The sequence below is a fragment of the Halorubrum pallidum genome (assembly GCF_055380345.1).
Window position 1 is genome coordinate 1,395,805 of record NZ_AP043945.1, and the last position, 19,216, is coordinate 1,415,020.

General features: G+C 67.8%; 25 protein-coding genes and 1 tRNA gene. 10 read left to right on the forward strand and 16 right to left on the reverse strand.

The features are described 5' to 3' along the window. Positions 1 to 64 precede the first annotated feature (64 nt). The 3 genes from ACZ45C_RS08815 (at position 65) to ACZ45C_RS08825 (ending at position 1,297) form a co-directional block, all read left to right on the forward strand. Positions 65 to 187: a hypothetical protein gene (locus tag ACZ45C_RS08815; RefSeq protein WP_460558551.1), complete on the forward strand. Its 123-nt coding sequence runs from the start codon at positions 65 to 67 to the stop codon at positions 185 to 187. Then, complete coding sequence (locus ACZ45C_RS08820; protein ID WP_460558552.1) at positions 180 to 1,124, forward strand: NAD+ synthase; 945 nt, start codon at positions 180 to 182, stop codon at positions 1,122 to 1,124. The genes ACZ45C_RS08815 and ACZ45C_RS08820 overlap by 8 nt, the downstream gene beginning before the upstream one ends. A gap of 102 nt (positions 1,125 to 1,226) precedes the next feature. Beyond that, a tRNA-Gly gene (locus ACZ45C_RS08825) sits at positions 1,227 to 1,297 on the forward strand. Positions 1,298 to 1,455: 158 nt separating this feature from the next. On the opposite strand, the gene ACZ45C_RS08830 is transcribed toward ACZ45C_RS08825, so the two are convergent. The 8 genes from ACZ45C_RS08830 to glyA form a co-directional block, all read right to left on the reverse strand. Continuing rightward, on the reverse strand, positions 1,456 to 1,971 hold the full coding sequence (locus ACZ45C_RS08830; protein WP_460558554.1) for a CNNM domain-containing protein: 516 nt from the start codon (positions 1,969 to 1,971) through the stop codon (positions 1,456 to 1,458). Between the two features lie 81 nt (positions 1,972 to 2,052). Then, positions 2,053 to 2,880 carry a hypothetical protein gene (locus ACZ45C_RS08835; protein WP_460558556.1) on the reverse strand — a complete coding sequence of 276 codons (828 nt, stop codon included), beginning with the start codon at positions 2,878 to 2,880 and terminating at the stop codon, positions 2,053 to 2,055. Positions 2,881 to 3,089: 209 nt separating this feature from the next. Continuing rightward, positions 3,090 to 3,563, reverse strand: a complete 474-nt coding sequence (locus tag ACZ45C_RS08840) for a redoxin domain-containing protein (protein WP_460558558.1) — start codon at positions 3,561 to 3,563, stop codon at positions 3,090 to 3,092. Between the two features lie 76 nt (positions 3,564 to 3,639). After that, positions 3,640 to 4,143, reverse strand: coding sequence for a DUF367 family protein (locus ACZ45C_RS08845; RefSeq protein WP_460558560.1), 504 nt, complete (start codon positions 4,141 to 4,143; stop codon positions 3,640 to 3,642). Positions 4,144 to 4,217: 74 nt separating this feature from the next. Next, entirely contained in the window at positions 4,218 to 5,216 is a 999-nt protein-coding gene (locus ACZ45C_RS08850; RefSeq protein ID WP_460558562.1) for an ornithine cyclodeaminase family protein, read from the reverse strand. Between the two features lie 48 nt (positions 5,217 to 5,264). Further along, positions 5,265 to 5,504 carry a DUF8015 family protein gene (locus ACZ45C_RS08855; protein WP_460558564.1) on the reverse strand — a complete coding sequence of 80 codons (240 nt, stop codon included), beginning with the start codon at positions 5,502 to 5,504 and terminating at the stop codon, positions 5,265 to 5,267. A gap of 213 nt (positions 5,505 to 5,717) precedes the next feature. Continuing rightward, complete coding sequence (locus ACZ45C_RS08860) at positions 5,718 to 6,128, reverse strand: DUF3054 domain-containing protein (protein ID WP_460558566.1); 411 nt, start codon at positions 6,126 to 6,128, stop codon at positions 5,718 to 5,720. Positions 6,129 to 6,211: 83 nt separating this feature from the next. Continuing rightward, complete coding sequence (gene glyA / locus ACZ45C_RS08865) at positions 6,212 to 7,459, reverse strand: serine hydroxymethyltransferase (protein WP_460558568.1); 1,248 nt, start codon at positions 7,457 to 7,459, stop codon at positions 6,212 to 6,214. A gap of 230 nt (positions 7,460 to 7,689) precedes the next feature. Between glyA and tbsP the strand changes: the two genes are divergently transcribed. Continuing rightward, a complete protein-coding gene (gene tbsP / locus ACZ45C_RS08870) occupies positions 7,690 to 8,502 on the forward strand; it encodes a transcriptional regulator TbsP (RefSeq protein WP_460558570.1) in 813 nt (270 codons plus the stop codon). Between the two features lie 123 nt (positions 8,503 to 8,625). Here tbsP and ACZ45C_RS08875 read toward each other — a convergent pair whose 3' ends face one another. The 4 genes from ACZ45C_RS08875 to ACZ45C_RS08890 form a co-directional block, all read right to left on the reverse strand. Next, positions 8,626 to 9,195 (reverse strand): DUF7110 family protein, encoded by a 570-nt coding sequence (locus tag ACZ45C_RS08875; protein ID WP_460558572.1) that lies wholly within the window; start codon positions 9,193 to 9,195, stop codon positions 8,626 to 8,628. 211 nt (positions 9,196 to 9,406) lie between these two features. Beyond that, entirely contained in the window at positions 9,407 to 9,751 is a 345-nt protein-coding gene (locus ACZ45C_RS08880) for a glutaredoxin family protein (RefSeq protein ID WP_460558574.1), read from the reverse strand. A 134-nt stretch (positions 9,752 to 9,885) separates the two neighbouring features. Continuing rightward, the gene (gene gfcR, locus ACZ45C_RS08885; RefSeq protein ID WP_460558576.1) at positions 9,886 to 10,521 is read right to left on the reverse strand and encodes a transcriptional regulator GfcR; all 636 of its coding nucleotides are present in this window, start codon (positions 10,519 to 10,521) and stop codon (positions 9,886 to 9,888) included. Further along, positions 10,508 to 11,578, reverse strand: coding sequence for a glucose 1-dehydrogenase (locus ACZ45C_RS08890; protein ID WP_460558578.1), 1,071 nt, complete (start codon positions 11,576 to 11,578; stop codon positions 10,508 to 10,510). Before ACZ45C_RS08890 ends, gfcR begins: the two co-directional genes overlap by 14 nt. 126 nt (positions 11,579 to 11,704) lie before the next feature. Here ACZ45C_RS08890 and ACZ45C_RS08895 point away from each other — a divergent pair, with 126 nt between their 5' ends. From ACZ45C_RS08895 to ACZ45C_RS08905, 3 genes are all read left to right on the forward strand, one after another. Then, complete coding sequence (locus ACZ45C_RS08895; protein ID WP_460558580.1) at positions 11,705 to 12,532, forward strand: NRDE family protein; 828 nt, start codon at positions 11,705 to 11,707, stop codon at positions 12,530 to 12,532. Positions 12,533 to 12,557: 25 nt separating this feature from the next. Continuing rightward, a complete protein-coding gene (locus ACZ45C_RS08900) occupies positions 12,558 to 12,911 on the forward strand; it encodes a helix-turn-helix transcriptional regulator (RefSeq protein WP_460558582.1) in 354 nt (117 codons plus the stop codon). Between the two features lie 113 nt (positions 12,912 to 13,024). Then, positions 13,025 to 13,702, forward strand: coding sequence for a type 1 glutamine amidotransferase domain-containing protein (locus ACZ45C_RS08905; RefSeq protein WP_460558584.1), 678 nt, complete (start codon positions 13,025 to 13,027; stop codon positions 13,700 to 13,702). A gap of 26 nt (positions 13,703 to 13,728) precedes the next feature. Here ACZ45C_RS08905 and ACZ45C_RS08910 read toward each other — a convergent pair whose 3' ends face one another. The 4 genes from ACZ45C_RS08910 to ACZ45C_RS08925 all read right to left on the reverse strand — a co-directional run bounded on the left by ACZ45C_RS08910 (position 13,729) and on the right by ACZ45C_RS08925 (position 16,465). Next, positions 13,729 to 14,013, reverse strand: coding sequence for a transcriptional regulator (locus tag ACZ45C_RS08910; RefSeq protein ID WP_460558586.1), 285 nt, complete (start codon positions 14,011 to 14,013; stop codon positions 13,729 to 13,731). A gap of 57 nt (positions 14,014 to 14,070) precedes the next feature. Continuing rightward, positions 14,071 to 14,619, reverse strand: coding sequence for a DUF2249 domain-containing protein (locus ACZ45C_RS08915; protein ID WP_460558588.1), 549 nt, complete (start codon positions 14,617 to 14,619; stop codon positions 14,071 to 14,073). Between the two features lie 71 nt (positions 14,620 to 14,690). Further along, positions 14,691 to 15,407: an alpha/beta hydrolase gene (locus tag ACZ45C_RS08920; RefSeq protein ID WP_460558590.1), complete on the reverse strand. Its 717-nt coding sequence runs from the start codon at positions 15,405 to 15,407 to the stop codon at positions 14,691 to 14,693. Continuing rightward, positions 15,407 to 16,465, reverse strand: a complete 1,059-nt coding sequence (locus ACZ45C_RS08925; protein WP_460558847.1) for a VOC family protein — start codon at positions 16,463 to 16,465, stop codon at positions 15,407 to 15,409. The genes ACZ45C_RS08920 and ACZ45C_RS08925 overlap by 1 nt, the downstream gene beginning before the upstream one ends. A gap of 123 nt (positions 16,466 to 16,588) precedes the next feature. Here ACZ45C_RS08925 and nth point away from each other — a divergent pair, with 123 nt between their 5' ends. From nth to ACZ45C_RS08940, 3 genes are all read left to right on the forward strand, one after another. Continuing rightward, entirely contained in the window at positions 16,589 to 17,272 is a 684-nt protein-coding gene (gene nth, locus ACZ45C_RS08930) for an endonuclease III (RefSeq protein WP_460558592.1), read from the forward strand. Between the two features lie 135 nt (positions 17,273 to 17,407). After that, positions 17,408 to 17,962: a DoxX family protein gene (locus ACZ45C_RS08935; RefSeq protein WP_460558594.1), complete on the forward strand. Its 555-nt coding sequence runs from the start codon at positions 17,408 to 17,410 to the stop codon at positions 17,960 to 17,962. Between the two features lie 166 nt (positions 17,963 to 18,128). Then, a complete protein-coding gene (locus ACZ45C_RS08940; RefSeq protein ID WP_460558596.1) occupies positions 18,129 to 19,208 on the forward strand; it encodes a glutamate--cysteine ligase in 1,080 nt (359 codons plus the stop codon). Positions 19,209 to 19,216 lie beyond the last annotated feature (8 nt).

The following is a 19,216-nucleotide window of genomic DNA, read 5'->3' on the forward strand; positions in this document are numbered from 1 at the left end:
CTGTATTCCTTAAATACTGCGCACCACGGGTATTTATTTATCCGCCGGGAAGCGCGGCGTGAACATGACCGAACGAATCGCCGTCAGGCCGCGCTCGCGTCGCCGCTGGCCGGTATCGATCGATCGGATCGCGAACCCCGCGGCCGGCGGCCCGTCGCGGGCGACGGAGGGTCGAACCGATGGGTGATCACGGACCGTCGGCGTTCGAATCGGACGCGCTCGACGAGCGGGCGGCGACCGGCGCACACGCGTCGACGTTGTCGGAGGGGGCCGAGGACGAACCGCGGGTAGAACGGTCGTCTGTCGACACGGATGATCCCCTCGACGCGGCCGATCCCGCGGCAGAGCGAGAGCGTGTCTGCTCGTTCATCGAGCGGGCGGTCGACGGCGCGGACGCCGACGGCGTCGTCGTCGCCATGAGCGGCGGACTCGACTCCACCGTGACGACGGCTCTGGCCGTCGAGGCGCTCGGTCCGGACGACGTATACGGACTGATACTTCCGTGTAACAAGATCGGGGCACCGCACGCGAGGGACGCCGAGGCCCTCGCTGACGCGCTCGGGATCGACCACGACACGGTGCACCTCCAACCGCTGTACGCCCAGTTCGGCGCGGTCGCACCGTCGCAGTTCGACATCCACGACGAGCCAGTGCGGTCCGGAAACGCGATCGCGCGGCTGCGAATGACGATGGCGTACCTCGCCGCGAACGCGATGGGTCGACTCGTCTGTGGTACGAGCAATCGGAGCGAGCGTCTGCTCGGCTACGTCACGAAGTACGGCGACGGCGCGGCCGATCTCCTGCCGATCGGACACCTGTACAAAACGGACGTTCGGGCGCTCGCGGTCGAGATCGACGTGCCGCAGTTCGTCGTCGAGAAGCCGCCGACGGCGGGGTTTCTCCCCGGACAGCGAGACGAGGACGACCTCGGTGCGCCCTACGAGACGATCGATCGCGTGCTCCGTCTCGGCGTCGATCACGGCCTCGATTCGGAGGCGATCGCCGATCGCCTCGCGTCAGTCGACAACGTCGACGTGGCGACGGTGACCGACCTGCTTTCGCGGTACCGCGCGAGCGCGCACAAACGCCGTCCGCCGCCGACCCCGGCGGACTTCGACGAGTGACGGCCTCGGGAGACGGCCCGGGGAACCGGCTCCGCCGGTGCGAGTTCCACCGGCCGACGGAAGCGCTACGTTGAAGTGGGACGGTCGGATATCGCAGAGTGCGCACCGTTGGTCCAGTGGTAGGACATTAGCTTCCCAAGCTAATAGCCCGGGTTCAATTCCCGGACGGTGCATTTCTCGAACGAAGTGAGAGGAATCACTGACGGGATTGAACCCTATCAGTCGCGCGCAGCGAACGACGCGAGCGAGCACGTCTGATTCCGGTTCAATTCCCGGACGGTGCACTGTTGCAGTAGGCCGCGGAATCTTCGGTTCTCGGGATCTCGGTGGCTCAGTCCAGATATGGTTTTTCGATGTGCACTTCGACGGGAATGAGTGCGTTCATACGTCGAGTGATCCCGTCGAACAGGGTGATAAGCGGAGAGAGCATGCGCTCAACGATCCGAACGGGTGACGCGATCGTCAACGCCCAGGTCTTGGCGTTTCCGAGCCCGAAGGCCTTCGGAACTATCTCACCGAATATCAGGATGACAACACTGGTGAGAACCGTCGTAACGACGATCGCCGGACCGGGCGAGAGGTAGGTAGCGACGAGAACGGTCGTGATGCTTGAAATGGCGATGTTCACGATATTGTTCCCGACCAACAGCGTCACGAGGAGACGGTGCGGGTCGTCGTGCAGGTCCTTTAAGATATGTGCCCGCCGATCGTCCGTCGTTGCCTGCTGTTCGACCCACTCCCGCGGTACCGAGAAGACCGCCGTCTCCGAACTCGAAAAGAAGGCGCTCATCGACAGGAGAAGAACGACTGCTATCCCTCCGGCCGTCACGACGAATAGATTACTCACGGCGGCGTTACGTCCCAACGCGTAAAGTACCTACCTGAATGACCTCCTCCGCGTCCACACGGAGAAGTCTCACCGCGGATTTCAGCGTCGGCGTGGCTGTCCCGATAATCGCGTGCTCCCGTTTGCAGAGCGGTTCGCAGAGGCGACCCGTCGGGCCGTCTCGACCCACTCGTGATCGGGGAACGGTTCCGGACGGACGGTGTAGGTGTAGCGGGGCTCGCCCTCCGCGTCGAGCGTGATGTCGAACCCGTAGACGATCCCGTCGTCGACGCCCAGTTCGAGAGACCCGCTGACGGCCGGCGTGCCACGATCGCTATCGGGCTCCGTGTCCGACAGTCGGTACGTGATGACCGGGACGCCGTGATGAGTCGTCGCGGCGATTGCCTCCCACCCGTAAGCGTCGATGAGATCCGTGTGCCGGCCGACGTTCGTGGGAGCGATCTGACCGTACTGGCGGTCATACCGGTAGTACGCGTCGGTGGCGTTATGGTAGGTGAACTGTGGGTCGGCATCCCACTGGTCGCGTTGCTGTTGGTCCCGAATCCGGTCGGCAGGCTGGACGTACGCGTACGTATCGCCGTTGCGATAGTCCCTTGCGCCGTCCCACAGATCGGATATCACTTCTCCGGTCGACGCGTCGATGTAGTAGCTGCCTTCGATACGGCGACGGTCGGGAGGTTCACTGTAGGCGATCGCGTACGAGTCCCAGTGTTCTCGCGGCGCGTGCAACACCGCAGTGTCGTCCGAAGTGAGCGTCGAGAAGTCGATAGACTCCGGTCCGGCCCCGTCGGGGTACCGCTGCGGGAGGTCCGACTGATCGCTCGTCTGCGATCCGCCTGTCCCGTCGGTACAGCCCGCGAGGCTTGCGACTCCGACGCCGAGTATGGAGAGGAGGGCACGGCGGTCCATGTCGGATTCTATCTGTGAGAAATCAAGTATGTACCGACTGCTGACCACGGCGGCACCGTGTGAGTGTACAGGCGGTGTCGGCGGCGATGCCGTGAGTTTCCACGGATCTCAGTCGCTCAGCCCACGGCGTTGCCGCCGGCGTCGGCGGTGCTGGCTGCCAGAGACGTGTGGCGTCTCGGTACTCCGGTCGAAAGAAGCCCGCTCTGAACTCAGGTCGACTCGACGGCGTCGAGGACGGCCTCGTAGTCCGGTTCGTTGGTCGGGTCGTCGGCAACCCAACTGTAGACGACCTCGCCGCCGTCGTTGAGGGCGAACACGGCCCGGTTCGCGATGCCGTGAAGTCCGAGGTCGGAGATGTCCATCTCGAGGTCGTACGCCCGGATCGCATCGCCGGACATGTCGCTCACGAGATCGAATTCGATCCCGTGCTCCTCGCGGAACGCGCCGAGCGAGAACGGCGAGTCGGCGCTGATACCGAACAGCGTCGCGCCGGCCGCCTCGAACTCGTCGATCCGCTCTTGGAACGCGATCATCTCGTTCGTACACGGCGGGGTGAACGCCCCCGGGAAAAACGCCAGCACGACCGGACCGTCTCCGAGATGGTCGGTCAACTCGAACGGTTCGTGGTCGCTCGTGCCAACTGTCGCGGTGAACGTCGGTGCGGTGTCTCCCTCAGTTACCATCACTCTCCCGTAGGGACGATCGACCCAAAAGGCTTGGCTCACATCTGATCGTCGCCGGTTTCGAGAGCGGCCGGCGTCACTCGCGGTCGAGGTACTCCTGTTGGACCGCGACGATCTCGCGTGAGTCCTCGCAGTCGGCGTATCGCCGGAGGGGCTCCTCGTTGAGGTCGAGGAACGTCTCTCCCCACGTGAACTTCGCCATGATCCGTTCGGCGTGGTCGGGTTCGCCGAGGATCGCGAGCGCGGCGGCGAACGCCTCGACGGTGGTGAGTCGCATCGGCCGCCCGAAGTTCACGGGGTTGCCGGCGACGAGGTACGGCAGCGCGCGGTGCTCGCCCGGAAGCGTGAACCGTTTTTCCCCCGCCGACTCCCACGAGCAGTCGAGCGCGACGAGCGCGTTCTCGCTGGCGGTCTCGGCGTCGGCCGGCGACAGGGCGCGCTCCGCGTGGGGGTTGAGAACGACCCCGTACGGGGTTGCGCGGTCAGACCGGTGGAGCGTCGCGAGGTCGAACCGCGCGAGCTTCCGTGCCGTGCACTTGTCGGGGTCGTCGTCGCCCTCGTACCGGACGTGCAGGTCCACGGACGGTGTTCGGCAGTCACCAATATAAACGACAAGGAACGCGTCTGGCCACTATCGGAACCCCCTCCGAGCCGTCACTCGCCGGTGAGCGCCTCGCTCGCGGGCGCGAAGTCGATCGTCTCGCCTCGGTCCGCCTCCGCCGCCCGCTCGTAGAGCATGTGCGCGGCCGCGACGGTCTCGATGCCGGTCCCTCCCGAGTCGAACACCGTGACCTCCTCGTCGCTCGTCCGGCCGGGGTGTCGTCCGGCTACCACCTCGCCGAGATCGGCCGCGACGTGGTCGCCGTCGATCAGTCCGGCCGATCGCGCCGCGAGGAACGAGCCGGCGTCACGGGTCACTCGCTCGCGGATATCGGGGACGTACGTGGCGCGAGCGACGAGTTCTGGCGGCAGTTCGTTCTTATCGGGATCGTACTGGCCCATCGCGGTGACGTGCGCGCCGGGCTCGACGTCGGCGTCGTCGATCACGGGAGCGCTCGCCGTCGTGGCGGTGATGATAACGTCGGACCCGGCGACCGCGTCCGCTGCGCTCTCGACCGCCGATACGGTCGCGTCGATGCGGTCGTCGAACGCTGCGGCGAACGCCTCGCGGTTCTCGGCCGTCGGCGAGAAGACGCGCACCGACTCGAACGCCCGGACCGTCGCGGTCGTCGCGAGCTGCCCCCGGGCCTGCGCGCCGCTGCCGATCACGGCAACCTCCGTCGCGTCGTCGCGGGCGAGCGCGTCGACGGCGACCGCGCCGGCCGCGCCGGTCTTGAACGGGTTCATCGACGCCCCGTCGAGCAGCGCCAGCGGCTCGCCCGACGCCGCGTCGAAGAGCGGCGTCATGAACCAAGCGTCTCGCGCGCCGAACCCGGCCGAGTAGGTGTACCCGCCCATCGCCCCCGTCTCCGGCAGGATCGCGGCGTACGTCGTTAACATCCCGGCGGGGTCGGGGTTGGACAGCAGCGTTCGCGGCTCCGCGGGCGCGCCCTCGCCGACCTGTCGGTAACCGTCACGGACGGCGGCGACGTAGTCGGCCGGTTCCGCGAGGTCGTCGACGTCGGCGCTCGTGAGAAACAGCGTGTCGGTCATGATCGGCCGATCGGGCCGCGGGAACTAAACCCTGCAGGGACCGTCCCGTCAGTCAGACGCGCGACTGGTCGTCGGCTCTCGCGGTCCTCCGTCTGACCGAGTGTCGCCGACATCTGCGGGCCGAACCGGGGCACGGACGAACATCGCGTGGGCCATTATCGCTCCAGCGACGAGCGCGCCCCCGGGGAGCGCGGCCGTCGTCGGCAATCCGGCCAGATAGAGGATCACAGTCACGCCGATCAGTGCGGCCGGAATGAGTCCGAGGACGTAGTCGTAGTACCCACTCATACTCAGACTGATCTACGGCAAAATGACTATTAAATTTTTCTCGTGGTTCCTCGTTACACAGAGAATGTTCACAAAAACGTCACCCATAACTTATGGACGCGACGCACGTCTCCATCGGTCGACGATCTCCTGCGAACGGTCACGGTGTTCAAAACAGACCCGAGATCGAGTCCGGTCTCGCCGGGAGTGCCGGATACGACTCCGTCGAAGCCGTTACCGGATTCGGAAGTACAGTGCGCGCCACGCGCCGAGCGCCACCGCTCCGGTCACGAGGATCACCGCCACGAACGTCGGGGCGACGCCGCCGCGAAACACGAACGCGCGCAGCACGAACCCGATGGCGGCCGCCGGGATCCACGAGCGCACGACGAGCGGTACCGACGACTTCGCGGTCTCGGCTGCACCGGCGGCGTACGCACCGACGAGCGGTGACACGAGGAACCAGCCGATCAGGAAGGGTGCCCACACGCCGAGCAGGTACGTCGGGTTGTTCACGAGGAACTCAGCCGGTCTGTGACTGAGCGTTCCGGCGGTCAGAAACGCCATCAACACGAGGACGTCACCGATCGCGAGCGGCGCGGCCGCCCGATCGAGACGCCGAGCCAGAAACGACTGGTCGTCCATACGCCTCCGTCGGGGTTGCCCCTACTTTGTACGTACGGATCCGTCTCGGAGACGACGGGACGCCGCCCACGCCGGCGCGGCGGTCACTCGTACAGCGGGTACTCCTCGCAGAGTTCGGCGACGCGCTCACCGACCTCGTAGATCACGTCGTCGCTCTCGACGTTGTCGACGACTCGGTAGATGAGGTCTCCGACTTCCGCCGTCGCCTCCTCGTCGAACCCGCGAGTGGTGAGCCCGGCAGTGCCGGCGCGGATCCCCGACGGATTGAACGGCGAGCGCGTCTCACCCGGAACGGTGTTCCCGTTGAGGACGATGTTCGCGGCCGCGAGCGCGTCCTCGGCGTCTCCGCCCGGTAGGTCCGGGTGCGAGTCGCGGAGGTCGGCGAGGACGAGGTGGTTGTCGGTACCGCCGGAGACGAGAGAGAGCCCGTGGTCCTGTAGCGTCTCGGCGAGCGTGTTCGCGTTCGCGACGACCTGTTCTGTGTACGCCTCGAACTCGGGCTCCAGCGCCTCTTTGAACCCGACCGCCTTGCCGGCGATATTGTGCATCAGCGGGCCCCCCTGTCCGCCGGGGAAGACCGCCTTGTCGATGTCGTCGGCGAACGCCTCGTCGCACATCACGATCCCGCCGCGGCCGGCGCGGATCGTCTTGTGCGTCGAGCCGGTGACGAAGTCGGCGATTCCGACCGGCGAGGGGTGGACGCCCGCCGCGACGAGCCCGGTGATGTGAGCGATATCGGCGAGGTGGTACGCGTCGACCGCGTCGGCGGCCGCCTGAATGCGGTCCCACTCGACGGTTCGCGGGTACGCGGAGTACCCGGAGACGATGATATCGGGGTCGAACGACTCCGCGGCGGCGCGCAGCCCGTCGTAATCGATGTAGCCGGTGTCGGGGTCGACCTCGTACTGCTCGACGTCGTATATCTGTCCGGTGAAGTTCGCCGGGTGACCGTGCGAGAGGTGGCCGCCGTGGGTGAGATCTAAAGAGAGGATCTTGTCGCCGGGTTCCAACACGGCGTAGTAGACGGCCTGATTCGCCTGCGTTCCGGAGTGCGGTTGGACGTTGACGTGGTCGGCTCCCCACAGCTCCGTCGCGCGCTCGATCGCCAGCTCCTCGACCTCGTCTGCGTACTCGCAGCCGGCGTAGTAGCGCGACCCCGGATACCCCTCGGCGTACTTGTTGGTGAGAACGCTCCCCTGCGCCTCCAGTACCGCCTCGCTGACGTGGTTCTCGCTCGCGATCATCGCGAGGGTCTGTTCCTGCCTGTCGCGTTCGCCGGCCAGCGCGTCGGCGACAGCCGGATCGACGTCCCGGACGTGGGCTGTGTCCATGCACGAACGCGGGTCCGATCGCGCATTAATCCTTGCGTAACGCCGCGGAAAGCGATCGGGCGGACGGCCGTCGAACGCACGCCAGACGCAATCTCGACGCCCTCGCTTCGATCGTTCCATGATATCCATCGATCCGCTGTGTTCGGTACGCTCAGGCGGTTTTCTGGGTTGTTCGCTTCCCCTATCCCGTTAATATTAAGTGGACAACTGCCGTTTATTCGAGGAAATATATGGTGTCAAATTTACTTGAAGCCGACGTCGAGACCGTCCTCGACGCAGCAGTCAGTGGGGACGACGAGGAAGTGATCGTCGTCGATCCGTCGGCGGAGACGGTCGCGTCGCTCGTCGATGCGGCCACCGATCGCGACGGTCTGCCGTCGATGTCGATGCTGGCCGACGATCGGGTTCTCACAGCGGTGATGAGCGACTTCCTCGCGGCGTCCACGGCCGCCGACCTCGTCGCCGACGGCGCCCTCGGGATCCGCCTGCTCCCCGACGACGTCGACAACGCCCTGTTCGCGTCTCCCTCTCGGGTCCTCGTACTCGTGAGCGCCGACGACCGAGTCGCGGCGCTCTCGACCGACGACGAGGAGTTCGTGACCGAGGTGTTCGAGACCAATCGCGCCGCCTTCGAGGACGCCGACGAGTACGACCTCCGAACGCCCGCCATCAGCCGCGTTCGCGAGACTATGGCCGCCGAGATCGACGAGGCGACCCGCGACGACTTCGACGCGCTTCTCGCCGCCGTCGACGCCGCGGGGGGGTCCGCCGAGATCGACGAGGTAACCGCCTCACTGCTCGTGGCCGCGAAAAACGACGTGCTCCTCTACGACATCTCGAAGTGGGGCGAAGACGTCGGCATCGCCTCGAAGGCGACGTTCTCGCGCACGAAGACCCGGCTCGAAGACGCCGGACTCATCGACACCGAGAAGGTCCCGATCGACGTCGGCCGTCCGCGGCTCCGACTCAAACTCGGCGACGATCGCCTTCACGGAGCCGACGCCGCCGAACTCGCTGACGTCGCGGTCGACACGCTGTCGTAGTTCGATCGAGACGGCCCCGTCCCACTCAGCATATCGGCTGTGAGACGCGAGAAAACAGCTGTTTCACGGCATCTGTCGCGCTCGGGTCCGATCGCCGTGCGTCGCGACCGTCGACTCCTTCCGTCAGTCCGAGATGAACTCGTTGTCGCGCCAGTTGACGCCGCCGTCGCCGTCGCCCGCGCCCTGCGGGCTCTCGACGACTTCGATGCTCGCTGGGCGGGCCTCACCCTCGACGATGCGGGTCGCCTCCAGCTCGTCGTTCTCCTCGGTGATCGCGGTCAGCGTCCCCTTCTCCGAGAGCTGCGCGATCTCGCGAAGCACGAGGAACATGGGGTACTGGAGCGCGGAGTTCTGGAGGACGGTCTCGCGGTCGCCCTTGAAACACGCGAACTCGACCAGCTCCGAGGGGATCTCCTCCTCCTCGTCGTCCATCCACTGCGGGCCGCCGGCGCGCGGAGGCTCTTCCTCCCACACGCGGGTCTCCGTGACCGACGCCTTCAACTGCGCGGTCGGGGTGTACTTGCTAATTGACTCGTCGTCGGACAGGGCCTTGATGATGAGGGTGTTGTTTCGACGCGTGATGTCGATGTCGTCGATCTCCGCGGGTAGATCGGGATCTTCTTCGAAGTACGTCTCAACGTCTTCGAGGGGCAGTTCGAGCGTCGAATGAAGTCTGAACACGCGGCCTGTCATTGTTGGGTGGGTGAGGTGGGGTCGAACCGGTCGTCGCACCGACGGCGGAAACGGCTGCACCTACCTGTTGTAGGTGCCGTAGGTTTATAGGACCTACCCTTCGTCTACCGGCGACCGGAGGCGCCGAGCGCTGACGGAGACGCTGACCGCGGTGGGATACGCCGTCACACACGACGTGTCCGCCGCCGATCGCGCCCCCCCCGTGTGACGGTCACTCGGCTCCGAGTTCGGCGGCCAGTTCGCCGCGCTCCTCCAGTTCGCCTAGCACGTCGCTCCCGCCGACGAACTCGCCATCGACGAACGTCTGCGGGATGGTCTCCCAGCCGCTTTGAGACTCGAGCGCCTCGCGATACGCCGGGAGTGCGGGGAGCACGTCGACAGTCTCGAACTCCTCGACGTGCTGTGAGATGAGTTCGACGGCGCGTTGCGAGTAGCCGCACTGGGGCATCAGCCGGTTCCCCTTCATGAACAGCACCACGTCGTTGGCGGCGATCGTCTCTTCGACGCGCTGTTCGATCTCGTCTGCTCCCGCGTCGGATTCGGGCTGGAACGTCATGTGTCCCGATAGGACCCGGCGAGGCAAATGGGTTCCGCACGGGGCGAGTGGATGTAGGGGTGAGTCGTCGGTCGACCGCTTTTCCATCGGTTGCAAGGAATCGCGGGCGCTACGCGGGTCGCGCCTGTGGCGGCTTACTCCTCGCGGTCGACCCGCACCACGTCCACGAGCGAGTACACGGGCACGTCGTCTATCTCGTCGTAGCCCATCTTGTCGACCAACACGACGCAGGCGGCAGGCTCGCCGCCCTGCTCGCGGATGGCGTGGATCGATTCGCGCATCGTCGTCCCGGAGGTGATGATGTCGTCGACGACGTAGCAGTCGCGGTCGCGGATCCCGGCGAAGTTCCGCGAGAAGCCGCCGCCGTGCTCGTCGATGTCGCCCTCTTCCCACTGGTGTTTCGCGGGCGCGTACGTGCCCAAGTCCGTGTCGAGCTGGTTTGCGACCGCGGTCGCGAGCGGCGCGCCGGCCTTCTCGACGCCGACGGTGAGGTCGACCTCGTCACCCTCCTTCGCCAGCAGGTCCGCCATCGCGCTCGCGGCGTACCGGAGCCGGGTCGAGTCACGGCCAAGCGCCGACCAGTCGACGTGGATGTCGGCCGTCGACGTCGACGTCGCTGTCTCCGCCGCGGTGTCGTTCCCCCCGCCGCGCTCGACGAGCCAGCTCGCCGTCTCGCGGGAGACGTTCAGTTCGTCCGCGATCTCTCCCTTCGAGAGCCCCCGCTCTGCAAGCTCCGCCGCGCTGTCGATCAGGTCGTCAACGTTCTTCATACGTGTCGAATTCGATCGCCGTTTTAATAGTCGTGTCGTCATCCGCGAACGCGGCCTCAAAGTCGTCGAGCCCGTAGACCCCGGTGACGAGGTCGTCGATGAACTCGGGCTCAAATTGAGACAGCGAGTCGACGGCCGCCTCGAAGTGCTCGTAGCCGGAGTTGACGCTGCCGACGAGCGCCTTGTTATGCAGCACGAACTCGCGGTGGAGGCGTCCCCCGTCGATCTCGAATTCCCAATCACTCGGTACGCCGAGCAGCGCGCCGACGCCGTTCGGCGCGAGCGCCTCGATAGTCTCGAAGGCGTGCGGGGCGTAGCCGGTCGCCTCGAAGACGAAGTCCATCGGCTCGTGGGCGTCCGACACGTCGGAGACCGCCGTCTGGTTCGAGTTCACGTACGTCGCGCCGAGCGACTCGATGATGTCTATCGTCGGGTCGGGGCGCTCGCGCCGGCCGAGACAGTAGATCCGGTCGAACGCGTCGTCGAGCGTCGCGACCGTGAGCAGGCCGAGTGACCCGTTCCCGAGCACCAGCGCCGACTCGGGCTCCCAGTGGAACGCGGACCGGCTGGCGTAGGCGTGCTCGATCGCCTTCTCAGCGATGGAGACCGGCTCGACGAGGAATCCCCACTCGGCCAGCGCCGTCGGGATCTCGACGAGGAACTCCGCGGGACTGGTGAAGAACTCCGCCATGAATCCGTGTGCACCGACGATGCCGCGCTCGTGATACTCGCCGTCCGGTGCCATGTCCGGCTCGCCGCGCGCGAAATACTCGTTTGCGCCGTTCGGCGGCCGACGGACCGTCGGAACGACGACGTCGCCGGCCTCGAACGGGGTGTCGTTCGGGTCCTCGACGACGCCGACCGCCTCGTGACCCAACACGAGGTGGTCTTCCCCCGCCGGTGCCCCGCCGTGCCCGCCGGCGATGACCTCGTGGTCCGTCCCGTCGACTCCGACGCGGAGCGTGCGAACGAGCGCCTCGCCGGGCGCGGGCTCGGGCCGCGGCTTCTCCGTCACGACCGGCTCGTCGGCCCCTTCGTACACGGCTATCGCGTTCATGTGCCGGCGTATGAGCCCAGCTACCAAAAGATTTCTTTTATTGTGAGTAAAGAATAGAGACTTCCGCGGGACGCGTGCTCACCGTCAACCGCGGGCTTTTCGTCCGCGTCGCGCGTACCCGACGCCGTGTGCACTCTGACGCTCGCGTGGAGGGTGTTCGCTGACGCGCCGGTCGCGCTCGCCGCCAACCGCGACGAGGCGCTGGAGCGTCCCGCAGAGCCACCCGCGATCCGCGGGGGCGACGCCGGGGACGCCGACGGGTCCGTTCGGTACGTCGCTCCGCACGACGCGGAGGCCGGCGGGACGTGGATCGGACTCACAGACGGCGGCCTCGTCGTCGCCGTCACCAACCGCTGGCTCGACGTCGACCGCACCGGGGACCGGTCACGCGGGCTGCTCGTTCGGGACTGCCTCGAAGCCGACTCCGCCGAAGCCGCTCGCCGGATCGTCGAACGAGAAGTCGCGGCGCGCGCGTACGACGGGTTCAACCTCGTGCTCGCCGACGCGCGGTCGGCGCTCCTGCTCGCGTACGACGGCGCGCTCACCGTGACGCGACTCGATACCGGCGTGCACGTCGTCGGCAACGTCGGCGGCGTGATCGGCGGCACGGAGCGCTTCGCGATCCCCGAGCGTCGACGGGAGTTCGGCGAGGAGCGCGCGGAGAGCGCGCGAGCCGTCGCGGGCGCGATCGCGCCGGCCCCCGAAGAGTCGGGTACCGCGTGGCTCGACCGCGCCGGCGCGGTCCTCGCCGACCACGAATACGGGGCGTGCCTCCACGGAGACGGGTTCGGGACGGTATCGTTCACGCGGATCGAAACCGGCTCCGACCCCGCGTTCGCGTACGCGGACGGGCCGCCCTGCGAGACCGAACCGGTGCCCGTGTCGCTGCCGGCGGGGTTCGCGTTCGCTCCCGACGCTCGGACAGACGGAGACGACGCGGAAAGCCAGTTTTAAGCGACTCGCGGGCGGCTGTCAGGGTATGAGCGCGTCCGAACTCGAGGCCGACCTGTCCGCCGACGAGCGCGCGGGCCTCGACCTCATCCGCGAGACCGGTGGCATCCATCAGAGCGACTTCTGGAAGGAACTCGACGTCTCGTCTCGGAAGGGGAGCCGCATCGCGGAGGCGTTGGCGGAGTCCGGGCTCATCCAGCGCGAAGAGACCGTCTACGACGGCCACAACACCTACTATCTGGAGCCCGCACCCCGAGATCTGGACTTCTCGCTGTTGATGGCCGGCGACATGTTGTCGCCGTTCATCGGCGAGGAGGAGGTCGACCCGCAGGCCGACGCCTTCTCGCAGTGGATGATGAACCTCGCGTACGAGGAGTACTAACTCGATTGCGGCGCGAGGCGAGCGCCGCGACGGTGCGGGATATGCCTCGCGTCACCCCACGTCGCTGCCGGTCGCGGGTCCCTTTTATGCCGAGAGCGTGAATGCACGACCACATGACAAGCGCGCTGTTCGTCGTGAGCGAGGAGGGGTACTGGGCCGAAGAGTGCATCGAGCCGCTCTCGACGCTCGAGTCCGAGGGCGTCGACGTGACGGTCGCGACGCCCTCCGGGTCGCAGCCGGTCGTCGACGAGCGATCGCTGGAGCCGGACGCCGCCGGCGGCGAGGAGGCCGCGGCGGAGTTCCGCGAAGTCGCCGAGACGCACCCGGGACTCACCGACCCCGCGCCGCTCGCGAGCGTCGAGGCCGACGGCCACGACGCGGTGGTCTTCCCCGGCGGTCACGGTACCGTCTGGGACGTGAACCAGGACCGGCACGCCCGCCAGCTGCTGCTCGACGCGGTCGCGGGCGACGAGGGCGTCGCGCTCGTCGTCTGTCACGCGGTCGGCATCCTCGCGTTCACTCGCGAGGCCGACGGAACGCCGCTCGTCGAGGGACGGTCCGTCACCGGGTTCCCGAACGACTGGGAGGAGGGGATCGTCGACGACGATGACGTGCTGCCGGACGGCCGGAAGCTCCCCTACTGGGTCGAAGACGAAGTCGTGCTCGCCGGGGGCGACTGGGACGCCGAACTCGACGCCGACGAGAGCGTCACCGTCGACGGCGACCTGATCACCGCCCGCGGGCCGGGGTCGTCGTCCGCGGCCGCTCGGACGCTCTTGGACGAGCTGTAGACGTCGGACGGCCGCTCGCGACGCGATCACCGGATCACGAACCGCGGCTCCGCGATCCGCTCGCTCTTGCACTCCGGACATCGCGACGGCTCGTTGACCGGGTCGTCGAATCGGTCGAAGCCGCAGTCGCGACACTCGGGCGGCGCGACCAGAAACTCCTCGTCCGCGCCGTCGTCGGCGACCGACCGCGAGACGTGTTCCACGTGTTCGTACACGACCGCCGTCGGCAGCGACAGCGACTCGCCGAGGTCGCTCGCGGTCGCCGGGGCCTCGCGGAGGGTCTCGGCGATCCGCTTGCGCGTCGTCTCCATGGCGGGCGTTCGAGGGCGGCGAATAAAACGGCGGCGGGGCGAGCGAGAGGACCCTCCTCACCGCTCGGTTCGCGGCGCCAGCACAACCAGTGCGACGCTGTCCTCGCACGCGGTCGGTCGGACGCTCGACTCTCCCTCGAATCGGAGGATCTCTCCGGCCTCGACGCGATGGGGTTCGCCCTCGAGGGCGACGTCGATCGCTCCCTCCAACACGTGGAACAGCACGGTCCGGTCGGGGTGCTCGTGTTCGGGCACGCGCTCGTCCGCCTCCAGCGACAACCGGATCGCCTTCGGTTCTTTCCCGGGAAACGCGTCCGCGTGCGGCTCGCCGTCGAGGTCGGCGACGCGAGCGACCTTCGCCGCGGCAGAGTCGTCGCCGGCGGATTTCGGGAACTCGGCGACGAACTCGTCGGGGCCCTCCCGCTCCACCGCGTACCCGCCCGGGTCGAACGCCGGCATCTCGGCCGCCATCTCGTGGTAGAGCGGCTTCGGGTCGTGGTCGTTGACGATCGTCAGCGTCTCGCCCGGCGACAGCGCCTCGAAGGCGTCGTGAATCCGTCCGTGTCGCTCGCTCGGCGGGATGTCTCGGACGTCGATCTCGGTCATACTCCCGGATCCCTCCGCGAACCTCATGTGCGATGTCGCGAACACGTTCGGTCGCGAGGGCGACGTCGCGCTCACTCGGAGGTCGATTCTGCGTCGACGCCTCCCAGAAGCGCCGCGATCCGGTCGCCGATCCGGGTCGTCGTCGCGTCGGCGAGGCCGTGTCCGGCCCCGTCGTCGATCCGGAGGTCGACCGCGGCGCCGCCCCGCTCTAACGCGTCTGCGGTCGCCCGCACGCGCTCGATCGGGACGTAGGGGTCTCCCGCACTGCTGTCGAGCGCGACGGGCGTGTCGGCGAGCGGACCCGCCTCGTCGTCCGACCCGCCCACGGCGTCGACCACGTCCCACTCCGCGAGGTCCGCACCGGGCAGCGCCCCGGAGACGACGAACGCGCCGCCGTAGCGCCGCGGGTGCCGCCGGAGGAACTCGCTCACGACGCTCCCGCCCTGCGAGATCCCGACGAGGACGACCGACTCCGGACCGACCCTGAGGTCGCCCGCGACCCGGAGGGCGGCGGCGACGCAGTCGACGGCCGAGGTGAGCGCCGGCTCGTTGGCCGCGACGGGCGCGTCGTGACCGGCCGGGAACCAGTTCGATCGGACCGCACCCGGTGCGAGGAACGCCGCGCCCGGGCGGTAGAACTCGTCGGCGAGCCGGACGAGCCCCTCGGGCGTCCCGCCCCGCCCGTGGACGAGCACGACCGCGACCTCAGCCGCGGCGGCCGGTGCGCCCCCGGTGACTAGCGTCGCGTCCGCGTGCGGCCCCTCGACGCCGGGAAGCTGTCGGCTCATCAGTTGCGAGGCGCGTCCGTCTCCGCGGTCCGCCCGTCGCCGCTGGCGTCGGCCTCGTCGGCGCGCCCGCCCCCGAACTCGAACGCGGGCAGCTGTTCCTCGATCAGCTCGCGGTCGGCCTCGAACCGCGGCGGGAGGTACACCTCTCTCGCGTGGCCGATCGCCTCCGGATCGGCCAGTCCCGGCCCCGCGGGCCCGTCCGGAGTCGACGCCTCCGTCGCGAGTTCGATGAGGAGACCGCCCGGACCACGCACGTACAGCGAGTGGAAGAAGTGGCGGTCCTTCACTCGGGAGGTGTCGTAGCCGCGGTCGCGGAACAGCGCGTGCCACTCTAAGAGCGCCTCTCGGTCCGGGACCCGGACCGCGGCGTGGTGAAGCGTCCCGGGGCCCTCGCGGAGGTACGGCGCGTCGCGGTCGAGCAGGTCGACGACGGTCGCGCGGTCGCCCGGCGCGCGGTACCGGATCCGGTCGCCGGACTCCGCCTCGTACTCGAACCCGAGCGTGTCGAGGACGCTCGCGGTCCCGTACGGGTCCGCCGGGAGCGCGGTGACGCCGTGAAGCCCGCGGATCGCGGCCGACTCGGGGACCGGGTCGGCGGCGGGGCCGGGCTCGGCCGCATCGACCCACGGCTCTCCGCCCGCGTCGCTCTCGACAAGTTCGACTCGGGTTCCGGAGGGATCGGAGATCGCGATCACCTCGTCGCCGAAGCGACCGCCTCCCGCCCGATCGGCGGTGTCGGTCTCGACCGCCACGTCGCGGTCCGCGAGTCGCTCTCGCCAGTGGCCGAGCGAGTCGGGCGGGACCGCGAACGCGACCGCCTCGTAACCGGGCTTCCCGGTCCGACCGGGATCGGCGTGCGGATCCGGGAAGACGGTGAAGACGGAGCCGGGCGCGCCGGTCGCGTCGCCGAAGTAGAGGTGATACCGGAGGACGTCCTCGTAGTTCACCGTCCGGCGGAGCAGCCGGAGGCCGAGGGTCTCTCCGTAGAACCCGGCCGCGGCCGCCGGGTCGCCGACGATCCCCGTCACGTGGTGGAGCCCGGGCGTGTCCGAGAGCATGCCCTCACGGTGGGTCGCGCGCCGCAAGTCGATGTCGGTCGCGGCGGGGCCGAGCGGGGCGCGTCCCGACCCTCGACCCGCCGCTTCCGGATCGTTCAATGTCGCCCGACCGGAGGGATCGGTATGGGCACGCCACTCGACACGCGAGACGAACAGGTCGCTGCGGTCCTCGACAGGCTCTACGAGGAGTACCCCGACTCGACGATCTCGCTCAACTACTCGAATCGCTTAGAGCTTCTCATCGCCGTGATCCTCTCGGCGCAGTGTACCGACGAGCGCGTGAACAAGGTGTGTGCCGACCTCTTCGAGACGTACGAGACCCCCGAAGAGTACGCGAACGCCCCGCAAGAGGAACTCGCGGAGGCGATAAACTCCATCACCTACTACAACAACAAGGCGGAGTACATCCGCTCGGCGTGCGCGGACATCGCGGAGAAACACGACGGCGAGGTCCCCGACACGATGTCGGAGCTGACGGAGCTGGCCGGCGTCGGCCGCAAGACCGCCAACGTCGTGTTACAGCACGGCCACGACGTCGTGGAGGGGATCGTCGTCGACACTCACGTGCAGCGGCTCACGCGTCGGCTGGGAATCACGGAGGCGGAGAGCCCAACGAAGATCGAACGGGACCTCCTCGACGTCGTCCCCCAGAGCGACTGGCAGCAGTTCACACACCTTATGATCGACCACGGACGCGCGGTGTGTACCGCGCGGAACCCCGACTGCGACGACTGCGTGCTCGCCGACATCTGCCCCTCCGCGAAACCCGACGCCGACGTGGACCTCGCCAGCGGCGAGGCCTGGTGAGCGAGTTATCCGATGTGGTTCGATATATAAAGACCCCTCCGACCGGGGGATCGGCCGCCGCGTTTCTCTCCAAGAGGGAACTCGTGTCCGGGTTTATCCATACACTCGTCGTACTCGCAAGTGAGGAGAGACACTATGTCAACCAACACGACCAACGAGTTCGGCGGGGAGATCGGCGGCGTGACGCTGCTCGGGAAAGCGCACTCGCTGTCGGCGCTGTTCATCGTCCTGCTCAGGGCGACGATCGGCGGGATGATCCTGTTCGCGGGCCTCGGGAAACTCGCTGAGTGGCCGTTCGACGCGAGCGGCTACCTCGCGAACGTCGACCCCGCGAGTCCCGTCAGCGGTCTGTACGCCGCGATGGCGTCGATGCCGTGGTTCGTCGAGTTCGCGAACGTGTTCGTCCCGGCCACGCAGGTGCTCATCGGCGCGGCGCTCATCGCCGGCGCGTTCGTCCGGCTGGCCGCGCTCGGCGGGGCCGCCCAGATGCTGCTGTTCTACCTCGGGGGCTGGGCGGGAGACGCCCTCGCGCTGTTCGACTCGACGCTGGTGTACGCGGTCGTGTTCCTCACGGTCGCGGCGTTCGGCGCGGGTCGGATCCTCGGACTCGACGCCTACATCGAGCGGATCGAGGTCGGCGGACGAGCGCTGACCGAGCGGTTCCCGAAACTCCGGTACGTCCTCGGCTGACCGGAAGCGACGCTGAGACGGTGAGGTAGGGCGCGTTCGTACTCGCCGCCGACTCGTTTTTTCGCATCGGTTTCGGGCTCCAATCGATTTCGGGTTTCGGGTTCCAATTGGTTCCGCATTTCGGGTTCCAATCGATATAAGAGCGCGGGGGCGGAACGGGTGGGTAATGGACCTCGGTTCGCGGGACGCGTTCGCTCGGATGGGGACGCTCGGCATCGAAGAGGAGTTCTACATCGTGGATGCCGAGGGCCGCCCGACGTCCGGAACCGACGACCTCGTCTACGGTCGGGATCCCCCGCCGGAGATCCCGGAGGGGTTCGATCACGAGCTGTTCACCTGCACCATCGAGGCGCAGACCCCGTTGATCGAGGACCCGAACGACGCCGCGGACGCCCTCGGGGAGGTGCGGCGAGCCCTCGTCGACCACGCGGCCGTCGACGGCTACCAGATCGCCGCGGCGGGGCTCCATCCGACCGCGAAGTGGCGAGAGCTGGAACACGTCAAAAAGCCCCGATATCAGGCCCAACTGGATCGGATCCAGTACCCGCAACACCGGAATCTCACCGCGGGGCTGCACGTCCACGTCGGCGTCGACGACGCCGACAAAGCGGTATGGGTCGCCAACCGGCTCCGCTGGCACTGTCCGGTGTTGCTCGCGCTGTCGGCGAACTCCCCGTACTGGAACGACTTCGACACCGGGCTCGCGTCGGCCCGCGCGAAGGTGTTCGAGAACCTCCCGAACACCGGCATCCCCTCCGCGTTCGCGGACTTCGAGGCGTTTCAGCGATACGAGCGCCGGATGGTCGAGACCGACTCCATCGCCGACCGCGGCGAACTCTGGTTCGACGTGCGCCCGCACACCGGCCACGGGACCGTCGAGGTGCGCGCGCCGGACGCCCAGCGCGACCCCGACGTCACGCTCGCGTTAGTTGAGTACGTCCACGCGCTCGTCGTCGACTACGCCGAGCGATACGCGGACGGCGAGTCGGCCGATCCGCTCCGCCGCGAACTCCTCGACGAGAACAAGTGGCGGGCGATCCGTCACGGTCACGACGCGTCGTTCGTCGCCCGCGACGGCGAGTCGACGCTGCCGCTCGGTGAGGTGGTCGACGCCGAGTGCGACCGACTGGGAGTCTCCGGCATCCGCGACGTGTACGAGTCGGAGAGCGGCGCGGCGCGCCAGCGACGCCTCCGTGACGAGGCGGGCGTCGACGCGCTGTGTGCGGACCTGGTTCTCTCGCCGTAGTCGGCGGC